Origin of the sequence: Arenimonas donghaensis DSM 18148 = HO3-R19 (genome assembly GCF_000743535.1) — a bacterium.
Classification (GTDB): Bacteria; Pseudomonadota; Gammaproteobacteria; order Xanthomonadales; family Xanthomonadaceae; genus Arenimonas; species Arenimonas donghaensis.
The window spans coordinates 1-17,846 of sequence record NZ_AVCJ01000023.1; the positions used below are offsets into that span (position 1 = coordinate 1).

At 67.8% G+C, this 17,846-nt stretch carries 15 protein-coding genes and 1 pseudogene; 11 read left to right on the plus strand and 5 right to left on the minus strand.

Annotated elements, in window-relative coordinates:
- From N788_RS09105 to rpmH, 5 genes and pseudogenes are all read right to left on the minus strand, one after another.
- Window positions 1–674 (minus strand): annotated as a pseudogene (locus N788_RS09105) (energy transducer TonB); the annotation flags it as partial.
- A gap of 131 nt (window positions 675–805) precedes the next feature.
- Window positions 806–2,137, minus strand: a complete 1,332-nt coding sequence (mnmE, locus tag N788_RS09110; RefSeq protein WP_034224072.1) for a tRNA uridine-5-carboxymethylaminomethyl(34) synthesis GTPase MnmE — start codon at window positions 2,135–2,137, stop codon at window positions 806–808.
- A 62-nt stretch (window positions 2,138–2,199) separates the two neighbouring features.
- The gene (gene yidC / locus N788_RS09115; RefSeq protein WP_034224074.1) at window positions 2,200–3,939 is read right to left on the minus strand and encodes a membrane protein insertase YidC; all 1,740 of its coding nucleotides are present in this window, start codon (window positions 3,937–3,939) and stop codon (window positions 2,200–2,202) included.
- Between the two features lie 52 nt (window positions 3,940–3,991).
- Window positions 3,992–4,378, minus strand: coding sequence for a ribonuclease P protein component (gene rnpA, locus N788_RS09120; protein ID WP_244444115.1), 387 nt, complete (start codon window positions 4,376–4,378; stop codon window positions 3,992–3,994).
- A 90-nt stretch (window positions 4,379–4,468) separates the two neighbouring features.
- Window positions 4,469–4,609: a 50S ribosomal protein L34 gene (rpmH, locus tag N788_RS09125; RefSeq protein ID WP_034224078.1), complete on the minus strand. Its 141-nt coding sequence runs from the start codon at window positions 4,607–4,609 to the stop codon at window positions 4,469–4,471.
- A gap of 178 nt (window positions 4,610–4,787) precedes the next feature.
- Here rpmH and dnaA point away from each other — a divergent pair, with 178 nt between their 5' ends.
- From dnaA to N788_RS09175, 11 genes are all read left to right on the plus strand, one after another.
- Window positions 4,788–6,113: a chromosomal replication initiator protein DnaA gene (gene dnaA / locus N788_RS09130; protein ID WP_034224081.1), complete on the plus strand. Its 1,326-nt coding sequence runs from the start codon at window positions 4,788–4,790 to the stop codon at window positions 6,111–6,113.
- A 17-nt stretch (window positions 6,114–6,130) separates the two neighbouring features.
- Complete coding sequence (locus tag N788_RS14705; protein ID WP_152560442.1) at window positions 6,131–6,319, plus strand: hypothetical protein; 189 nt, start codon at window positions 6,131–6,133, stop codon at window positions 6,317–6,319.
- Window positions 6,320–6,350: 31 nt separating this feature from the next.
- On the plus strand, window positions 6,351–7,451 hold the full coding sequence (gene dnaN / locus N788_RS09135; RefSeq protein WP_034224084.1) for a DNA polymerase III subunit beta: 1,101 nt from the start codon (window positions 6,351–6,353) through the stop codon (window positions 7,449–7,451).
- A 103-nt stretch (window positions 7,452–7,554) separates the two neighbouring features.
- Window positions 7,555–8,637 carry a DNA replication/repair protein RecF gene (gene recF / locus N788_RS09140; protein WP_034224086.1) on the plus strand — a complete coding sequence of 361 codons (1,083 nt, stop codon included), beginning with the start codon at window positions 7,555–7,557 and terminating at the stop codon, window positions 8,635–8,637.
- A gap of 249 nt (window positions 8,638–8,886) precedes the next feature.
- Window positions 8,887–11,340, plus strand: coding sequence for a DNA topoisomerase (ATP-hydrolyzing) subunit B (gene gyrB, locus N788_RS09145; protein WP_034224467.1), 2,454 nt, complete (start codon window positions 8,887–8,889; stop codon window positions 11,338–11,340).
- The gene (locus N788_RS13970; protein WP_152560443.1) at window positions 11,318–12,127 is read left to right on the plus strand and encodes a CPBP family intramembrane glutamic endopeptidase; all 810 of its coding nucleotides are present in this window, start codon (window positions 11,318–11,320) and stop codon (window positions 12,125–12,127) included. The genes gyrB and N788_RS13970 overlap by 23 nt, the downstream gene beginning before the upstream one ends.
- 73 nt (window positions 12,128–12,200) lie before the next feature.
- The gene (locus N788_RS09155) at window positions 12,201–13,799 is read left to right on the plus strand and encodes a UUP1 family membrane protein (RefSeq protein ID WP_051924523.1); all 1,599 of its coding nucleotides are present in this window, start codon (window positions 12,201–12,203) and stop codon (window positions 13,797–13,799) included.
- 3 nt (window positions 13,800–13,802) lie between these two features.
- Window positions 13,803–14,774: an alpha-L-glutamate ligase-like protein gene (locus tag N788_RS09160; protein ID WP_034224089.1), complete on the plus strand. Its 972-nt coding sequence runs from the start codon at window positions 13,803–13,805 to the stop codon at window positions 14,772–14,774.
- Window positions 14,775–14,963: 189 nt separating this feature from the next.
- Complete coding sequence (locus N788_RS09165; protein ID WP_051924524.1) at window positions 14,964–16,232, plus strand: tetratricopeptide repeat protein; 1,269 nt, start codon at window positions 14,964–14,966, stop codon at window positions 16,230–16,232.
- 108 nt (window positions 16,233–16,340) lie between these two features.
- Window positions 16,341–17,000: an energy transducer TonB gene (locus N788_RS09170; RefSeq protein WP_034224091.1), complete on the plus strand. Its 660-nt coding sequence runs from the start codon at window positions 16,341–16,343 to the stop codon at window positions 16,998–17,000.
- Between the two features lie 52 nt (window positions 17,001–17,052).
- On the plus strand, window positions 17,053–17,835 hold the full coding sequence (locus tag N788_RS09175) for a MotA/TolQ/ExbB proton channel family protein (protein WP_034224094.1): 783 nt from the start codon (window positions 17,053–17,055) through the stop codon (window positions 17,833–17,835).
- Window positions 17,836–17,846: the final 11 nt, after the last annotated feature.

The window sequence follows — 17,846 nt, forward strand, 5'->3', positions numbered from 1 at the left end:
GGGGTGGCCGGCTCTGGTGCCGGCGTCGGCTGGGCGGCCGCAGCGGCAGCGGCAGCGGCGGCAGCGGCGGCTTCGTCAGCGGCCCGCTGGGCGGCCAGCTGGGCGTCGCGTTCGCGCTGGGCTTCGCGCTCGGCTTCCTGTTCGGCACGCTCGGCGACGCCGGCGCGACCCTTGGCGATGGAGTCCTTGATGCGCGGCAGCGCCGGGGTCTGGGCGTCGGTGCGCTCGATCAGGGCGCGCAGGCGCTCGGCTTCCACGAAGTCCTCGCGGCCGATGGCCTGCTCGGCGGCGATGATCGCGTAGGGCATCAGGTCGATCAGGGCGCTCTCCGCGGACGCGTCGGGCGTTCCGGTCTTCTCGCGCAGGGTCAGGTAGTACTCCATCGCGTTGTCGCCGGCCGGCGCGTAGAGGCGCTGTTCGCGAAGGGCCTGGGAGCCGCGGCTGCGCAGTTCTTCTTCGCTGAGGCTGGCCAGGGCGGCTTCGGCGGCCTGCTGGGCTTCCTGGGCGGCCACTTCCTCGGCGCTGGGGCCGGCGGGCTGGGCCGCGGCGGGCGCCTTGCCCTTGGCGGCATCCGGCTCGGCCTCGTCCTTGGAACAGGCGGCGAGGCTCAGGCCAAGGGCCAGGGCAATACCCCAGCGCAGGGCGCGGGAGGAGGTGAGCGTGGACGCGGTCATTAGGTTTTCCCCTGAAAAGTTAACAAACCATGACGTTCAGCACATAAGAGTTTGGCCGGTTTGTCAAGGCGAAATCGTTATGGGCTGGGATTCGCGTCACGGTTCGGGTTCCGGGGCGTGGCCCCGGCGTCTCATTTGCCGATGCAGAAGCTCGAGAATATCCGCCCCAGCAGGGCGTCCGCGTCCACCTGCCCGGTGATTTCACCCAGCGCCGCCTGGGCGCCGCGCAGTTCCTCGGCAGCCAGTTCGCCGGCGCCCCCTTGCAGCTGCCGGGCCGCCTGGGCCAGCAAGCCGGCGGCCCGGTCCATGGCCTCGAGGTGCCGGGCGCGGGCGCTGAAGGCGCCTTCGCTGCCCTCGCCCAGGCCGGCGGCCTCGCGCAGCCGCTCGCGCAGCGGCGCCAGCCCTTCCCCGGTGCGGGCCGACAGCCACAGGTGCTCGCCATCCGGGCGGGTCTCGGCGTGCACCGGGGCGCCGCTGAGGTCGGCCTTGTTGTGCAGCCACAGCACCGGCACCTGCCCGGGCAGCGCCAGCGGCGCCGGCGCGGCGACCTGGTCGTCGAGCACGGCCAGCACCAGGTCGGCGCGCTCGAGTTCGGCCCGGGCCCGGCGGATGCCTTCGCGCTCGATGCGGTCGGGCGCGTCGCGCAGGCCGGCGGTGTCGACCAGGGTCAGCTCGATGCCGTCGACCTGGATACGCTCGCGCAGCAGGTCGCGGGTGGTGCCGGCGATGTCGGTGACGATGGCGCGCTCTTCGCCGGCCAGGGCATTGAGCAGGGAGGACTTGCCGGCATTGGGCGCGCCGACGATCACCACGTGCAGGCCATCGAGCAGGCGCTTGCCGCGGCCGGCATCGGCACGCAGGCGTTCGAGGTCGCCGGCGACGCCGCGCAGGCGCTGCTGCAATTCCGGGGCGGCCAGGAAGTCGACCTCTTCCTCGGGGAAGTCCAGCGCGGCCTCGATCCATACGCGCAGCGCCACGAGGCCTTCGACGACGGCATCGACCCGGCGCGAGAACTCGCCGTCGAGGGAGCGGCGGGCGGCGCGCAGCGCGGCCTCGCTGCCGGCACTGATGAGGTCGGCCACCGCCTCGGCCTGGGCCAGGTCGAGCCGGCCTTCGAGGAAGGCGCGTTCGGTGAACTCACCCGGCCGGGCATGGCGCGCGCCCAGGTCCAGGCAGCGTCGCAGCAAGCGGGCCAGCAGCAGCGGACTGCCATGGCCCTGCAGTTCCAGGACGTCTTCGCCGGTGTAGGACTGCGGCCCGGGGAAATACAGCATCAGGCCGTCGTCGATCACTTCGCCCTGGTCGTCGCGAAAGCGCAGGTAAGCCGCATGCCGCGGCGCCGGCGGCCGCCCCAGCAGCGTCGCACCGATCGCCCGGCAGCCGGGTCCGCTGAGCCGCACGATGCCGACGCCGGCCGCGCCGGCCGCCGTCGCTATGGCTGCAATCGTGTCGCGCTGGGTCATGGAGTGGGGTGTTGTCGCCCTATCCGTGTCTTCCGGCGTTCATGGCTGGCGGGAACCGGCCCTTATTTGCCCACGGTGGCCGGCGCCGGCTTGGTGCCGTGGCGCTTGGTGATCACCCACTGCTGGGCCAGGCCCAGGATGCCGTTGGTGCACCAGTACAGCACCAGGCCCGACGGGAAGAAGGCCATCATGACGCCGAAGACCAGCGGCATCGCCGTCATCATCTTCTTCTGCATCGGGTCCATGCCCGGGGTCGGCGTCATCTTCTGGGTGAGGTACATCACCACCAGGTTGATCGCCGGCAGGATGAAGTACGGGTCGGGCGAGGTCAGGTTCTGGATCCAGCCCAGCCAGGGCGCCTGGCGCATTTCCACCGACTCGAGCAGCATCCAGTACAAGGCGATGAAGACGGGGATGGTCACCAGGATCGGCAGGCAGCCGCCGATCGGATTGATCTTCTCTTTCTTGTACAGCTCCATCATCGCCATCTGGAACTTCTGCTTGTCGTCGCCGTAGCGTTCCTTGAGCGACTCGATGCGCGGCTGGATCGCACGCATCTTGGCGAAGCTCTGGTACTGCTTGGCCGACAGCGGGTAAAGCACCAGCTTGATGATCAGCACCGTCAGGATGATCGCCCAGCCCCAGTTGCCGGTCAGGTCGTGCAGGGGTTCGAGCACGTAGTCGAACATCGGCTGGGCAAGGAAAGTGAAGATGCCGTAGTCCAGGGTCAGCTTCAGGCCCGGGGCGACGTCCTGCAGCTGTTCCTGCAGCTTCGGGCCGACCCACAGGGTGGCCTCGCGGGTGGTGGTGGTGCCCGGCGCGACCTCGAAGGGCGCGCCGACGCTGCGCACCAGGTAGCGCGGCTGGCCATTGCCCAGGGTCGCCAGCGAGAAGCGCTGCGGCTCGGCTTCGGACGGCACCCAGGCGACCAGGAAGTGGTGTTGCAGGAGCGCGATCCAGCCACCGGTGACGTCGAGGTTGAGCGGGCCGTCGTCGGCGAAATCGTCGTACTTGCGCTTCTCGAATTTCTCGGCCGGGCTATACCAGGCGGCGCCGGTGAAGCTGTAGGCCTCGGGGTTGGTGAGCGCGAAGCCCTTGGACTGCGCCACCGGCGGCACGCGCTGCAGCTGCTGGTAGCCGTAGCCACGCCAGGCGGCCGCGCCGTCGTTGCGGACGTCCTCGCGCTGGGTCACGGCATAACTGCCGCGCTCGAGCACCCAGGTCTTGCGCACGCTCAGCCCGGTCGCCGGATCCGTCCACAGCAACGGAACCTCGAGCCGGTCCTGGCCGTCGGCGAGCTGGAAATCGGTGCGGCCGCCTTCGGGACGGAACACGGCTTCGTGGTTGGGGGCGTTGCCCACGGTGGCGACCAGGCCCGACTGCGCCACCGAAAAGCGCGACGGGTCGCCGTCGAACAGCCGCACCTTGCGGGCGGGCTCGTCCTTGTCCACCGGGTACTGCAGCAGCTCGGCGCCGACCAGGTTGCCGCCGCGCAGGTCCACGCGCAGGTCCAGTACGTCGGTGCGGACGCGCACCAGGCCGGCGCTGGCAGCCGCCTGGCCGGTGGCCGCGGGCACGGCGTCGCCGCTGGCCGGGGTGCTGGGCAGGGCGGTCGTGGCCGGCACGGCGGCCGCGTCGGGGATCGCGCCCGCGTCCGGCACGGCGGCCGTCGGCTCGGGCAGCGCGGCGGCCGGCGCGTTTTCGGCGGGAGTCTGGGCGACCGGCCCCTTGTTCCATTCCAGGAACAAAAGGAAAGCGACGGCAAGCCAGGCGATCAGCAGGAAAGTACGGGTCTGGTTCATGGGCAGGCAGCGGGCGCCGGGCGCAAGGGCCGGGGCCGGCGGGAAGTCTCGGTCAGGAGTCGGTGGCGGGGCGCTCGCGCGCGTCCGGGGAGGCAGGCATTGTGCCGGCAGGGGCGGTGGGCTTCAACGACCGCGCCTTTTCCAGCAGCTGCAGCCACTGCGTCCTCAGCGCCGGATTGTCGAGCGCGGCCGCGCCAGGCTGGGCGATCAGCACGTAATCACCGGGCGGCAGGCGGTGGCGTTCGCGGCGAAAAACGTCGCGGGCGATGCGTTTGATGCGATTGCGGCCGACGGCCCGCTTGTCCACTTTCTTGGACACGGCAACGCCGAGCCGCGGCTCTTTGGCCTCGGCCCGGACGTGGGCGAACAAACGCAACTGTGGGCTGCTTAGCCGGCGACCCGCCTTGAACACCGCCTGGTACTGGGCGGAGACGCGCACGCGTGCGCTGGGGGGGAAATCACTCGGCGGAACGGGCGGCTGGGAATTCACGGCCCGTCAGGCGGCCGCCGGGAAACCGGCGGCGACGCGTCAGACTGCGAGGCGCGAACGACCCTTGGCACGACGACGGGCGAGGATCTTGCGACCATCGGCGGTCTTCATGCGGGCACGGAAACCGTGGTCGCGCTTGCGCTTGAGGTTGCTGGGCTGGTACGTGCGCTTGGTGGCCATGGGGCACCCCGGTTAAAGTTTTGGGCGGAAAAGACCGCGGACTATAGCGGTTTCCGGGACCCGCCGTCAACTGTTGCCTGCGTGGCGGATCAGGCGGTGCGGCGCTAGACTGCACGACCCCGAACACTTATCCACAGCCCCTCCCCGAGGGAGCTGTCGCCCGGAATTTCGCTTGAACATGGATGCTGCCTGGCCCCGCTGCCTGGAACGACTGGAAGCCGAACTGCCGGCCGAAGAGGTACACACCTGGCTTCGGCCCCTGCAGGTGGAAACCAACGCGGACGGCCTGACGCTGTACGCCCCCAATGAATTCGTGGTCGACCAGGTGCGCGAGCACTACCTGGCGCGCATCCGCGAGCTGGTGGCTCATTTCGCCGGTGCGCCGGCCGCCGTCGCCCTGGCCGTGGGCTCGCTCAAGCGGGCGGTCGCCAGCCCCGTGCCGGCCCCCCTGGCCTCGCCGGGTCGCGCCGCGGGCCCGGAGTTCGCCGGCAACGTCGACGCCCACTACACCTTCGAGAACTTCGTCGAGGGCCGCAGCAACCAGCTCGGTCGCGCCGCGGCCCTGCAGGTGGCCCAGAACCCGGGCAAGGCCTACAACCCGCTGCTGCTGTACGGGGGCTCGGGCCTGGGCAAAACCCACCTGATGTACGCCGCCGGCAACTTCATGCGCCGGAACAACCCGGGCATGCGGGTGCTGTACCTGCGCTCGGAGCAGTTCTTCAGCGCGATGATGAAGTCGCTGCAGGACAAGTCGATGGACCAGTTCAAGCGCCAGTTCCAGCAGGTGGACGCGCTGCTGATCGACGACATCCAGTTTTTCGCCGGCAAGAACACCACCCAGGAAGAGTTCTTCCACACCTTCAATGCGCTGTTCGACGGCAAGCAGCAGATCATCCTCACCTGCGACCGTTACCCGCGCGAGGTGGAGAACCTCGAAACCCGGCTCAAGACGCGCCTCACCTGGGGCCTGAGCGTGGCGATCGAACCGCCGGACTTCGAGACCCGCGCCGCCATCCTCACCGCCAAGGCCGCCGAACGTTCGGTGCCCCTGCCCGAGGACGTGGCCTACCTGATCGCCAAGCGCATGCGCTCGAACGTGCGCGACCTCGAGGGGGCACTGAACACCCTGGCGGCCCGCTCGAACTTCATGGCCAGGCCGATCACGGTGGAATTCGCCCAGGAAACCCTGCGCGACCTGCTGCGGGCCCAGCAGCAGGCGGTGTCGATAAGCAACATCCAGAAGACCGTGGCAGACTACTACCAGCTGCGCATGGCGGACCTGTTGTCGAAGCGGCGGACGCGCTCCCTGGCGCGACCGCGGCAGATGGCGATGGCGCTTAGCAAGGAACTGACCGAGCACAGCCTGCCGGAAATCGGCGATGCCTTCGGTGGCCGCGACCACACCACCGTGATGCACGCCTGCAAGGTCATGCGCGAACTGCGCGAGATCGACGGCAAGCTGCGCGAGGATTGGGACAAGCTGCTGCGGAAACTCAGCGAGTAAACGTGGAACTTCCGCCCGTGGAACTCACCCCCGGGCGGACTGTGGATAAGCTGGGGACTCTTCCAGGCCCCGAATTTAATCCACAGGTTTCCACAGGGGTTGCAGGTCGCGACGCACAGGGTTTGATTCAGATTTTTACGTTTAAAAACAAGCGGTTGGATGTGTTATCCGGCGTTTTTGGCGACACTACCACCACCAGTTTTTGATTTATCCACTCATTGGAGCTTGGGGAATCGCATGCGTTTCAGCCTGACGCGAGAAGTTCTGCTCAAACCCCTGCAGCAGGTCGTGAACGTGGTCGAGCGACGGCAGACCCTGCCGGTGCTGGCCAACCTGCTGGTGACGGTCGAGGGTAGCAAGCTGTCGATGACCGGTACCGACCTGGAAGTCGAGATGATCGCCCGGACCGACGTCGATGACGCCCAGTCCGGCGAGACCACGATCCCGGCGCGCAAACTTTTCGAGATCGTCCGGGCCCTGCCCGACGGCAGCAAGGTGACCATCAGCCAGTCGGCCGAGAAGGTCACCGTGCAGGCCGGGCGCAGCCGCTTCACCCTGGCCACCCTGCCCGCCAACGACTTCCCGGCGGTCGAGGACCTGGACCTGGTCGAACGCATCCGGGTGCCGGAAGCGGCGCTGAAGGAACTGATCGAACGCACGGCGTTCGCGATGGCCCAGCAGGACGTGCGTTATTACCTCAACGGCCTGCTGCTGGACCTGCGCGAAGACAGCCTGCGCTGCGTGGCCACCGACGGCCATCGCCTGGCGCTGTGCGAAGCACCGCTGCCGGCCGGTGCCCAGACCCGCAAGCAGATCATCCTGCCCCGCAAGGGCGTGCTGGAGCTGCAGCGCCTGCTGGAAGGCGGTGAGCGCGAGGTCGAGCTGGAAGTGGGCCGCAACCACCTGCGCATGCGCCGGGAGGATGTCACCTTCACCTCCAAGCTGATCGACGGCCGTTTCCCCGACTACGACGCGGTCATCCCGATCGGCGCCGACAAGGAAGTGAAGCTCGACCGCGAGCTGCTGCGGGCTGCCCTGCAGCGTGCCGCCATCCTGTCGAACGAGAAGTACCGCGGCGTGAAGCTGGAGATCAGCCCGGGCCAGGTGCGCATCGTCGCCCACAACCCCGAGCAGGAAGAGGCCCAGGAAGAAATCGAGGCCGAAACCAAGATCGACGGCCTGGGCATCGGCTTCAACGTGACCTACCTGCTGGACGCCCTGAGCGCCCTGCGCGAGGACATGGTCATCCTGAACCTGCGTGATGCCAACTCGTCGGCCCTGGTCCGCGAGGCCAGCCACGATCGCAGTCGCCACGTGGTGATGCCGCTTCGGCTGTGACACACCGGTTGTCCGCTCCTGATCGCCGCCCGGCCCGTGCCGGGCGGTGTCGTTTCCAGCCCCCGGCCAGCGTGCCGGATGGCCCCGTTCCCGGAACCCCCCGATGCGCCTGAGCCGCCTGGATGTGCAGAACCTGCGCTGCCTGGTGGACGTGCGCTTCGAACCGTCCCCGGGCCTGAACCTGGTGACCGGCGGCAATGGCGCCGGCAAGACCAGCCTGGTCGAGGCAGTGCACCTGCTGGGGTATGGCCGCTCCTTCCGCGGCCGGGTCCGGGATGGCCTGGTGCGCAGCGGCCAGCCTGCACTGTCGGTCTATGCCGAGTGGATGGATGGCCAGGGCCGTTCCCGCCGCGCCGGGCTGCGCCATACCGGCAGCGAGTGGGAAGCCCGGCTCGACGGCAGCCAGGCGCCCAGCCTGACCGAACTCTGTGCGGAGCTGGCGGTCGTGAGCTTCGAGCCCGGCAGCCACGAACTCATTGCCGGAGGCGCCGAGCACCGCCGCCGCTTCCTGGATTGGGCCTTGTTCCACGTGGAACCGGGTTTCCTGCCGGTCTGGCGCCGCTACGCCCGGGCCCTGAAGCAGCGCAATGCCCTGCTCAAGCGGGGGCCGGCCGCGAATGCACTGGATCCCTGGGACCAGGAGCTGGTGGACTCGGGCCAGCGCCTGAGCAGCCTGCGCGCGGACTACCTGGCCCGGCTTGAGCCCGTGCTGGCCACCACGGCCGGCGAGTTCCTGCCAGAACTTGGCCAGGCCGGCCTGGGTTTCCTGCCCGGGTGGCGCCAATCGGACTACCCGCTCGCCGACGCCCTGCTGCTGGCCAGGGATCGCGACCTCGCCCTGGGCTACACCAGTGTCGGCCCCCACCGGGCGGACTGGCGGGTCGACTACCCGGCCCTCCCCGGCAAGGAAGCCCTGTCCCGGGGCCAGGAAAAGCTGACGGCCCTGGCCTGCATCCTCGCCCAGGCCCGGGCCTTTGCCGCTGATCGCGGCGAATGGCCCCTGGTCTGCCTGGACGACCTGGCGTCCGAGCTGGACCAGACCCATTTGCGCCACGCCCTGGCGGCCGTGCTCGATTCAGGCGCCCAGGTCATCCTGACGGCGACCGAGGCGCCCGCGGTGCTGACCGGAGACCTGGCGCCCGTTGCCAGGTTCCACGTGGAACGCGGGGTATTGCGCCAAGCCTGACCCATCCCCGCCGGGGAATGGCGGCCAGCGCTGGGGTTGATTGGCGGTGGGAACCACCAGTTTGGCCTGGGCGGGCGCTGGCGGCGCGATCGATCCAACCCGCTCCCTGACAGCGCCTTCCGCCGCAATGCCCATCCGTGCCATGCGAGGCCGCCACGCGCTATACTCGGACACCTTATTTATAGGCGCGCTGTGCCGCCCCGCGTGGGCCGCCGGCGGGCCGCCGTGGACCCCGAGAACACGCCTCCGATGACCGACACCCCGAATCCGCCGTCCCCCGCCAACAGCAACTACGACTCCAGCAAGATCACCGTCCTGCGCGGCCTCGAGGCCGTCCGCAAGCGGCCCGGCATGTACATCGGCGATGTGCACGACGGCACCGGCCTGCACCACATGGTCTTCGAGGTGGTCGACAACGCCATCGACGAAGCCCTGGCCGGCCACTGCGACCAGGTACGGGTGACCCTGCACACGGACGGCTCCTGCTCGGTGTCAGACAACGGTCGCGGCATTCCCGTGGACATCCACAAGGAAGAGGGCGTTTCCGCCGCCGAAGTCATCATGACCGTGCTGCATGCCGGCGGTAAGTTCGATGACAACAGCTACAAGGTTTCCGGCGGCCTGCACGGCGTCGGCGTCTCGGTCGTCAACGCCCTGTCGTCCAGCCTGTGGCTGAACATCTGGCGCGACGGCCAGCACTACCAGCAGGAATACGCACTGGGCGAACCGGTCTACCCGCTCAGGGAAGTGGGTCCCTCCGGCAACAAGAAGGGCACCGAGCTGCGCTTCCTGCCCAGCGCCGAGATCTTCACCGACGTCGAGTTCCACTACGACATCCTGGCCAAGCGGCTGCGCGAACTGAGCTTCCTCAACTCCGGCGTGCGCATCGAACTGATCGACGAGCGTGGCGACGGCAAGCACGACGTTTTCGAATACGAAGGCGGCATCCGCAGCTTCGTGGAGCACCTGGCGGCCCTAAAAACCCCGCTACATCAATCAGTTATCTCTGCTTCGGGCGAAAAGGACGGCATCGTCGTCGACATCGCCGTGCAGTGGACCGATTCCTACCAGGAAACGATGTTCTGCTTCACCAACAACATCCCGCAGAAGGATGGCGGCACCCACCTGATCGGTTTCCGCGCCGCGCTCACCCGCACCCTGAGCAACTACATCGAGCAGAACGGCATCGCCAAGCAGGCCAAGATTTCCCTGTCCGGCGACGACATGCGCGAAGGCATGATCGCGGTGCTGTCGGTGAAGGTGCCCGACCCGAGCTTCAGTTCGCAGACCAAGGAAAAGCTGGTCAGCTCCGAAGTGCGCCCGGCGGTGGAATCGGTGATCGGCCAGAAGCTCGAGGAGTTCCTGCAGGAACGTCCGAACGAAGCCAAGGCCATCGCCGGCAAGATCGTCGACGCCGCGCGTGCCCGCGAAGCGGCGCGAAAAGCCCGCGACCTCACACGGCGCAAGGGCGCGCTCGACATCGCCGGCCTGCCCGGCAAGCTTGCCGACTGCCAGGAAAAAGACCCGGCCCTGTCCGAGCTCTTCATCGTCGAGGGCGACTCCGCCGGCGGCTCGGCCAAGCAGGGCCGCAACCGCAAGAACCAGGCGGTGCTGCCGCTGCGCGGCAAGATCCTCAACGTCGAGCGCGCGCGTTTCGACCGCATGCTCGCGTCGGCCGAGGTCGGCACGCTGATCACCGCGCTGGGCACCGGCATCGGCAAGGACGAGTACAACCCGGACAAGCTGCGCTACCACCGCATCATCATCATGACCGACGCCGACGTCGACGGCTCGCATATCCGTACGCTGCTGCTTACGTTCTTCTACCGCCAGATGCCGGAGCTGATCGAGCGCGGCCACATCTACATCGGCCTGCCGCCGCTCTACAAGCTCAAGCAGGGCAAGAACGAGCTCTACCTCAAGGACGACGCCGCGCTCAACGCCTACCTGGCCAACAACGCCGTCGAAGGCGCGGAGCTGCGTCCCGCCAACGGCACGCCGCCGGTGTCGGGCACGGGCCTGGAAAAACTGCTGCTCGAGTTCACCGCCGCGCGTGATTCACTGCCGCGTTTCGCGCATCGCGTGGACACGCCGGTGCTCGAAGCCATGCTCGAAATGCCGCCGCTCTCGGCGGAGAAATTCGCAACGCCTGGCGCGCTCGACGGCTGGTGCACCGAACTCGAACGCCGCCTCAACGCCACCGGCCTGGGTCGTCCGCGTTACACCGTCACCGTCCAGACCGGCAGCGAAGAAGACGGCACGGTTGCCGGCCTGGTCATCAGCAAGCTGCACCATGGCTTGGCGTCGACGCAGACCCTGCCGGCCAGCCAGCTGCTGGGCGGCGAGCTGCGCCAGGTCACCGAAGTCGCGGCCGCGCTCGATGGCCTGCTGCACCCCGGGGCAAGCATCGCCCGCGGCAACCGCGAACAGCCGGTCAGCCGCTTCGCGCAGGTGCAGGAATGGCTGCTCGAGGAAGCCAAGAAGGGCCGCATGATCCAGCGCTTCAAGGGCCTGGGCGAAATGAACCCCGAACAGCTCTGGGAAACCACGGTCAACCCGGAAACCCGACGCCTGCTCAAGGTGCGCATCGAGGACGCCGTCGCCGCCGACCAGATCTTCTCGACCCTGATGGGCGACGTGGTGGAACCGCGCCGCGAGTTCATCGAAGACAACGCCCTGCGTGTCGCCAACCTCGACGTCTGAGGCCGGTCCGCCCGTCGGCGGATCGTCCGACAACCCGGGCAGCGCGAAACCGGCGAGGGTCGCCGGGCCCTGGCTTGGTTTCGGCATCGATGCCGTGCTCGGCATCGTGCTGCTGCTGGTTGCTTCGACGCTGCTGATCACGCCACTGGTGGTCAGTGCCACCCTGTCGCAGCCACCCGGCACGCCGGCCGACGACGTGATGCAGGCGATCCTGCCCGAGCTCACCGTCGCCGCGATCTTCGCCATGCTGGTGGCGGCCGCCGCCACCTGGGCCTTGCGCGGGCGCACGATGCGCGGCGAGTTGCCGCGCATGGCCCTGCGCCCGGCGATGACCTGGGCGGTGCTCGCCGCCGTTGGCATCCAGGCCTTTGCCCAGCTCATCGACGCCTTGCTGCGCAGCATCGATGCGCCCCTGGCGCCGAGCAACGTCGAACCCATCGTCGCCCTGATCCGGCAATGGCCGTTGCTGGCCTGGCTGATGATCGTCGTCGTCGGGCCCTTCGCGGAAGAACTGCTGTTCCGGCACGTGCTGCTGCGTCGCTTCGCCGTGGCGGGTCGGGCGTTCGCCGGCCTGGTTGCCACCTCGGCGCTGTTTGCCCTCGTGCACGAGTTGGGGCAGGGCGCCGAGCGCGGCCTGGCGGGCTGGCTGGCCATCCTGGCCGTTTACCTGGTGATGGGCATGGGTTTTGGCCTGGTGTACGTGCGCACGGGACGTTTCTGGGCGGCCTTCGTCGCCCACGCCGTCTGCAATGCCGTCGCCCTGAGCCTGATGGCATTCTCGACCTGACTGGCCCGGGGTTACACTGGCCCGCCGCGTGGCTGGGGATTGGTCGCCACGCTGGACTCGAACCGGGAACCCTATGAGCAAGCGACACCTTTACCTGCTGGCCCTGGCCATCGTCGTCGCCGCTTCCGCGGCGATCTACTACAAGTGGAAGGTGCTCGAATTCCCCTTGCAGCCCGATGCCCAGGTGCAGGTCTGGACACTGCAGGCGCACGTTGAATACCAGCCTCGCAAGCAGGCCAACACCGTGACCTTGCAGCTGCCGGAGACCACCCCGGGCTTCACGGTCATCGACGAACGCTTCGTCGCGCGCAACTACACCAACCTGGGCGAAACCTCCGACGGCGGTCGCGAAGTGCAGTGGGCGATCCGCCGCGCCGTCGGCGAGCAGGACCTCTACTACCGGGCGACCGTGGTGCGCGCCGACGAAGGCGCCGCCGTGGAACTGGATTTCGACCCGGAGCTGGCGCCACCGCCCGAACTCGAAGAACCCTACGCCTCCGCCGCCAACACCCTGCTCGACCAGGTCCGCGAACGGTCGTCGAACACCGTCACCTATGCCCGTGAACTACTGCGCCGGCTCAACGAGGCCAAGGCCAGCGAGGAAGTCGCGCTGATCTCGGAGCTCTATGGCAACGAAGATGCTGCCCGCAGCAAGTTCGTCGTGCAGCTGCTCGCCATCCGCAACATCCCCGCCCGCGTCGTGCACGGCCTGAAGCTGTCCCCCGCCGGCGACGGCATCGACCCGGGCGTCGAGGCCCGGATGCAGACCTGGCTGCTGGTGCACGACGGCCTGCGCTGGACCATGCTCGACCCCCGCACCACCGCCGAGGGGCGACCGTCGGACCTGTTCCTCTGGAACGCCACCGGCAAACCCCTGCTCACCATCGAAGGCGACCCGCCCTCGACGCTGGCCTTCACCGTGAAGGCCAACCTGGCCGACGCCATGGCCACCGCCGAGCGCCGGCTGGAAGTGCGCGACGCCAACCTGGTGCGCTATTCCCTGCTCAGCCTGCCCCTGCAGGCCCAGGAAACCTACCGGATCCTGCTGATGGTGCCGATCGGCGCCTTCATCATGCTGCTGCTGCGCAACCTGGTCGGCGTGAAGACCTACGGCACCTTCATGCCGGTGCTCATCGCGCTGGCCTTCCGGGAAACCGCGCTGGTCGCCGGCATCTCGCTGTTCGTGGTGGTCGTCGGCTTCGGCCTGCTGGTGCGCTTCTACCTAGAACGCCTGCGCCTGCTGCTGGTGCCACGCCTGACCGCCATCCTGATCCTGGTCGTGCTGCTCATGGCCGCCGTGAGCGTGCTTTCCAACCGCCTGGGCCTGGAAGTCGGCCTCAGCGTCGCGCTGTTCCCGATGGTCATCATGGCGATGACCATCGAGCGCATGTCGGTGGCCTGGGACGAACGCGGGGCCGGCACCGCCATCCGCGAAGGCATCGGCACCCTGGTCGTCGCCGCGCTGGCCTACGTGGTGATGAGCTGGAAGCCGCTCGAGCACCTGGTCTTCGTGTATCCCGAGGTGCTGCTGGTGCTGTTCGCGCTGGCCCTGGTGCTGGGGCGCTACTCCGGCTACCGGCTCAACGAACTGCTGCGCTTCCGGGCGCTGGTGCGCGACCCCGATCCGATCGCGCCGCCCCCGGCCAAGCCCGAACCGGAAACCAGGGCCTGAGCCGTGGCTTTCTTCAATCCCTTCAAGATCGCCAGGCGGCTGCGTGAAATCGGCCTGGTCGGCATCGGCCAGCGCAACGCCCACTACGTGCTGATGCACAACCCACGCAAGTTCTATCCGCGCGTGGACGACAAGCTGTTGACCAAGAAGCTGGCGATCAAGGCCGGCCTGCCCGTGCCCGACCTGTACGCGGTGGTGCGCGAGGAACACGAGATTGGCGAGCTGCACAAGAAGCTCGAAGGCCGCGACAGCTTCGTGGTCAAACCCGCACACGGTTCCGGTGGCGACGGCATATTGGTCATCAGCGGCCGGCGCGGCAACAAGTACCGTCGCGCCAGCGGCAGCCTGATGACCCGCGAGGAGTTCGAGCACCACCTGTCCAACGGCCTCTCGGGCCTGTTTTCCCTGGGCGGCCAGCCCGACCACCTGATCGTCGAATACTGCGTGCAGTTCGACCCGGTGTTCGACAACGTCAGCTTCAAGGGCGTGCCCGACATCCGCATCATCGTTTTCCTGGGCTACCCGGTGATGGCGATGATCCGCCTGCCCACGCGCATGTCCGACGGCAAGGCCAACCTGCACCAGGGCGCCATCGGCGTCGGCATCGACCTGCCCACTGGCCGGACCAAGCGTGGCGTCTGGGGCACCGAGATCATCCGCGAGCATCCCGACACCGAACACAGCATCGTCAACCTCGCCATCCCGCACTGGCGCCAGCTGCTGGAGATGGCCTCGCGGTGCTACGAGCTGTCCGGGCTGGGTTACGTCGGCGTCGACTTCGTGCTCGACCGCGACCTCGGCCCGCTGATCCTCGAGCTCAATGCCCGGCCCGGCCTGGCCATCCAGATGGCCAACGGCAACGGCCTGGAGTCGCGGCTGCGCAAGGTCGAGGCCCTGCGCGAACGCGGCGAACTTTCGCGCGATCCGGCCGAACGGGTGGATTTCACCCTCGCGAACTTTCCCACCACCGGCTGAACGTCATCGGCCGTTTAACAATGTTTTAAGCCCATGCCCCATGGACGCGGGCATGCTTGGGGCCAAAGGGGACTCTATACGGAGGCGAACGGTGAAACCGGACAGCCTGCCGCTTGAGTGATTACTCGGTTCCCCGTTACCCTTACTGGCCCACAGCCGCGGTAGACCGTGGCGGCAAGGAGTTCCCACATGACGTTTGCCAACACCCTCAAGCTCAAGGTCCTGGCCGCTGCGATCATCGCCGCGTCGCTCTCGATCGGTGACGCCCACGCGAAGCGTGGCAAGGAAAAGGCCGAGGAAGCCTATCCGGACGCCACCCGCGAATCGCCTGAAGCCAAGAACACGCCGCGCCTTGCCAAGGACATCCAGAAGATGTTCGACCTCTACAACGAGGGCGAGGACATGGAGGGTGCGATCACGATCGCCGAGAAGCTGCTGGCCAACGACAAGGCCAAGGCCTACGACCGCGGCATCGCCCTGATGATCGCCGGCAACGCCGCCCTGGGCCTGGACGACTACCCGCGCGCGATTCCCTACCTCGAGCGTGCGCTCGAAGAGAACGCGCTGCCCAACAACAACCACTTCGCCACCATGCACACCCTGGCCTCGGTCTACGCCCAGGAAGACATGCCGGAGAAGGCGGTCGCGATGATCGACCGCATGATCGCCGAAACCAAGTCCACCGACCCCGAGGTCTACGCGCTCAAGGCCGGCGTGCACTACAACGCGGGCCAGTTCGAGCAGACCATCGCGGCGGTCAACAAGGCGATCGAGCTCAACGACGGCAACGCCGAGAACAACTGGCAGCAGATGCTGATGTCGTCCTACAACGAACTGGGCCGCGACGGCGACGCCGTGACCCTGGCCGAACAGCTGCAGGCCAAGAACCCGGACGACAAGCGCACGTTGCTCAACCTCGCCTCGCTGTACGCCCAGACCGGCAATTCGGACAAGGCCGCGACCCTGCTCGACAGCGCGCGCCAGAAGGGCATGCTTACCGAACAGCGCGACTACGAGAACCTCTACGCCATCTACCTGAACATGGATGGCAAGGAAGCCGAGGCCGCCAAGGTCATCCAGGAAGGCCTGGACAAGTCGATCCTGCCGGCCGACGCCCGTACCTACACCTTCCTGGCGCAGTCGCTGTACTTCAGCGACCAGGTCGACGGCGCCATCGAGGCCTACAAGAAGGCCGCACCGCTGGACGAGCGCGGCGAAACCGCCCTGGCCCTGTCGCAGATCCTCACCAACGAAGACCGCAACGCCGAAGCCAAGGCGGCGGCGCGACAGGCCCTGGACAAGGGGCTCAAGAAGCCCGGCGAGGCCTGGATGGTCATTGCCCGCTCCGAGTACTACATGGACAATTTCGCGGCGGCCCGCCAGGCTTACGCGGAGGCCGCCAAGGACCCGGCGACCCGTGACCAGGCCCAAAAGGCCCTGGCCCAGATTTCCCGTTGAACGGTTGGTAAACCGATTCCCCGTGGTATAAGCTAACAAGTTCCCGCCAAACACCCGGCGGGCCACGGCATCACGCCGACCGAACGAAGAGCTCGAGCCGCCGAACGCATGACGGACCAGAACTACAAGTACAGCACCCCGCCCCAGCCTTTCAGCTGGGCTCGTATTGGCGGCAATGCCTTCGCCATCGCGCTGCATGCGATCGCGTTCATGCTGTTGATGGCGCCGGTCAACCCGCCCGGGGTCTCCAAGGCCGCGGAAGAAGTGACCGCCGTGTCCTTCATCGAGCCGCCGCCGCCGCCCCCGCCGCCGCCGCCGCCGCCGCCGGAGCCGCCCAAGGTGGTCCAGAAGATCATCCAGCAGCCCAAGCCGACGCCGGTTCCGCCGCCGCCGGAAGAGCCGCCGGTGGTGTTCGACGACCCGAGCCCGATCGATATCGAAGCCCCGCCGCCGGCCCCGCCTGCGCCGCCGGCTCCGCCCGCCGATTACGCCCCGTCCGAGGACATCTCGGGCCGTTCGCTCTACCAGCCGCGTTATCCGGCCAAGGAAGCGCGTGACGGCGTCGGTGGCACCGTCGTCCTGCGCGTCACCATCGACGCCGCCGGCAACGTGCTTGATGTCGCCATCGAGCGCTCCAGCCGCAATCGCAACCTCGACCGCTCGGCCATGGATGCCGCGCGTCGCTGGAAGTTCAACCCGGGTATGCGCAACGGCCAGAAGGTCGGCGGCGCAGTTCTCGTCCCGGTCAAGTTCACGCCACCGCGGTAACGCCAGCAATACCTTCGTAAACGGTCAAACCACTTAAAGAAAGGCACTCCTTATGCTGCAGGAAATCCTCCTCACGGTCGCAACCGCCGCTGGCGGCGCCGCCGACAACGCCTCCGCCCTGTCGAAGATGGGCTTCGGTCACATGATGGCGGAGCTGTTCCGCGATCCGGCCGAGTTCTTCGTCCAGTGGGTCGTCCTCATCATGCTGGTCGTGATGTCGTTTGGCTCGTGGTGGTACACCATCGTCAACGCCATCAAGAACGCGGTCATCTCCAAGCGCGCCGACACCGTCGTGCGTGCGTTCTGGGAGAACCCGAACGCGCAGGACGCGATCCGCTTCATGGAAGAGCAGCCGGCCAACGAGCCGTTCTCCAAGATCGCCCTCGACTGCGCCCAGGCCGCCGCCCACCACCAGCGCCATGAAGGCAGCCGCCTGGTCGACGCCCTGAACCGCTCGGAGTTCATCGACCGCGCCCTGCGCCAGGCCGTCACCCGCGAGAGCGCCAAGCTCGAAAACGGCATGACCTGGCTGGCCACCGTCGGCGCCACCGCGCCGTTCGTGGGTCTGCTCGGTACGGTCTGGGGCATCTACGGCGCCCTGATCCGCATCGGTGCCACCGGCCAGGCGTCCATCGACGCGGTCGCGGGCCCGGTCGGCGAGGCGCTGATCATGACCGCCATCGGTCTGTTCGTCGCGATCCCGGCGGTGCTGGCGTACAACGCCTTCAACCGCGCCAATCGCAACACCTACGCCAAGTTCGACACCTTCGCGCATGACCTGCACGACTTCTTCGCCACGGGCTCGCGCGTCGGCGAAGTCCCGGCCAAGCGCTAAGTCGAACGAAT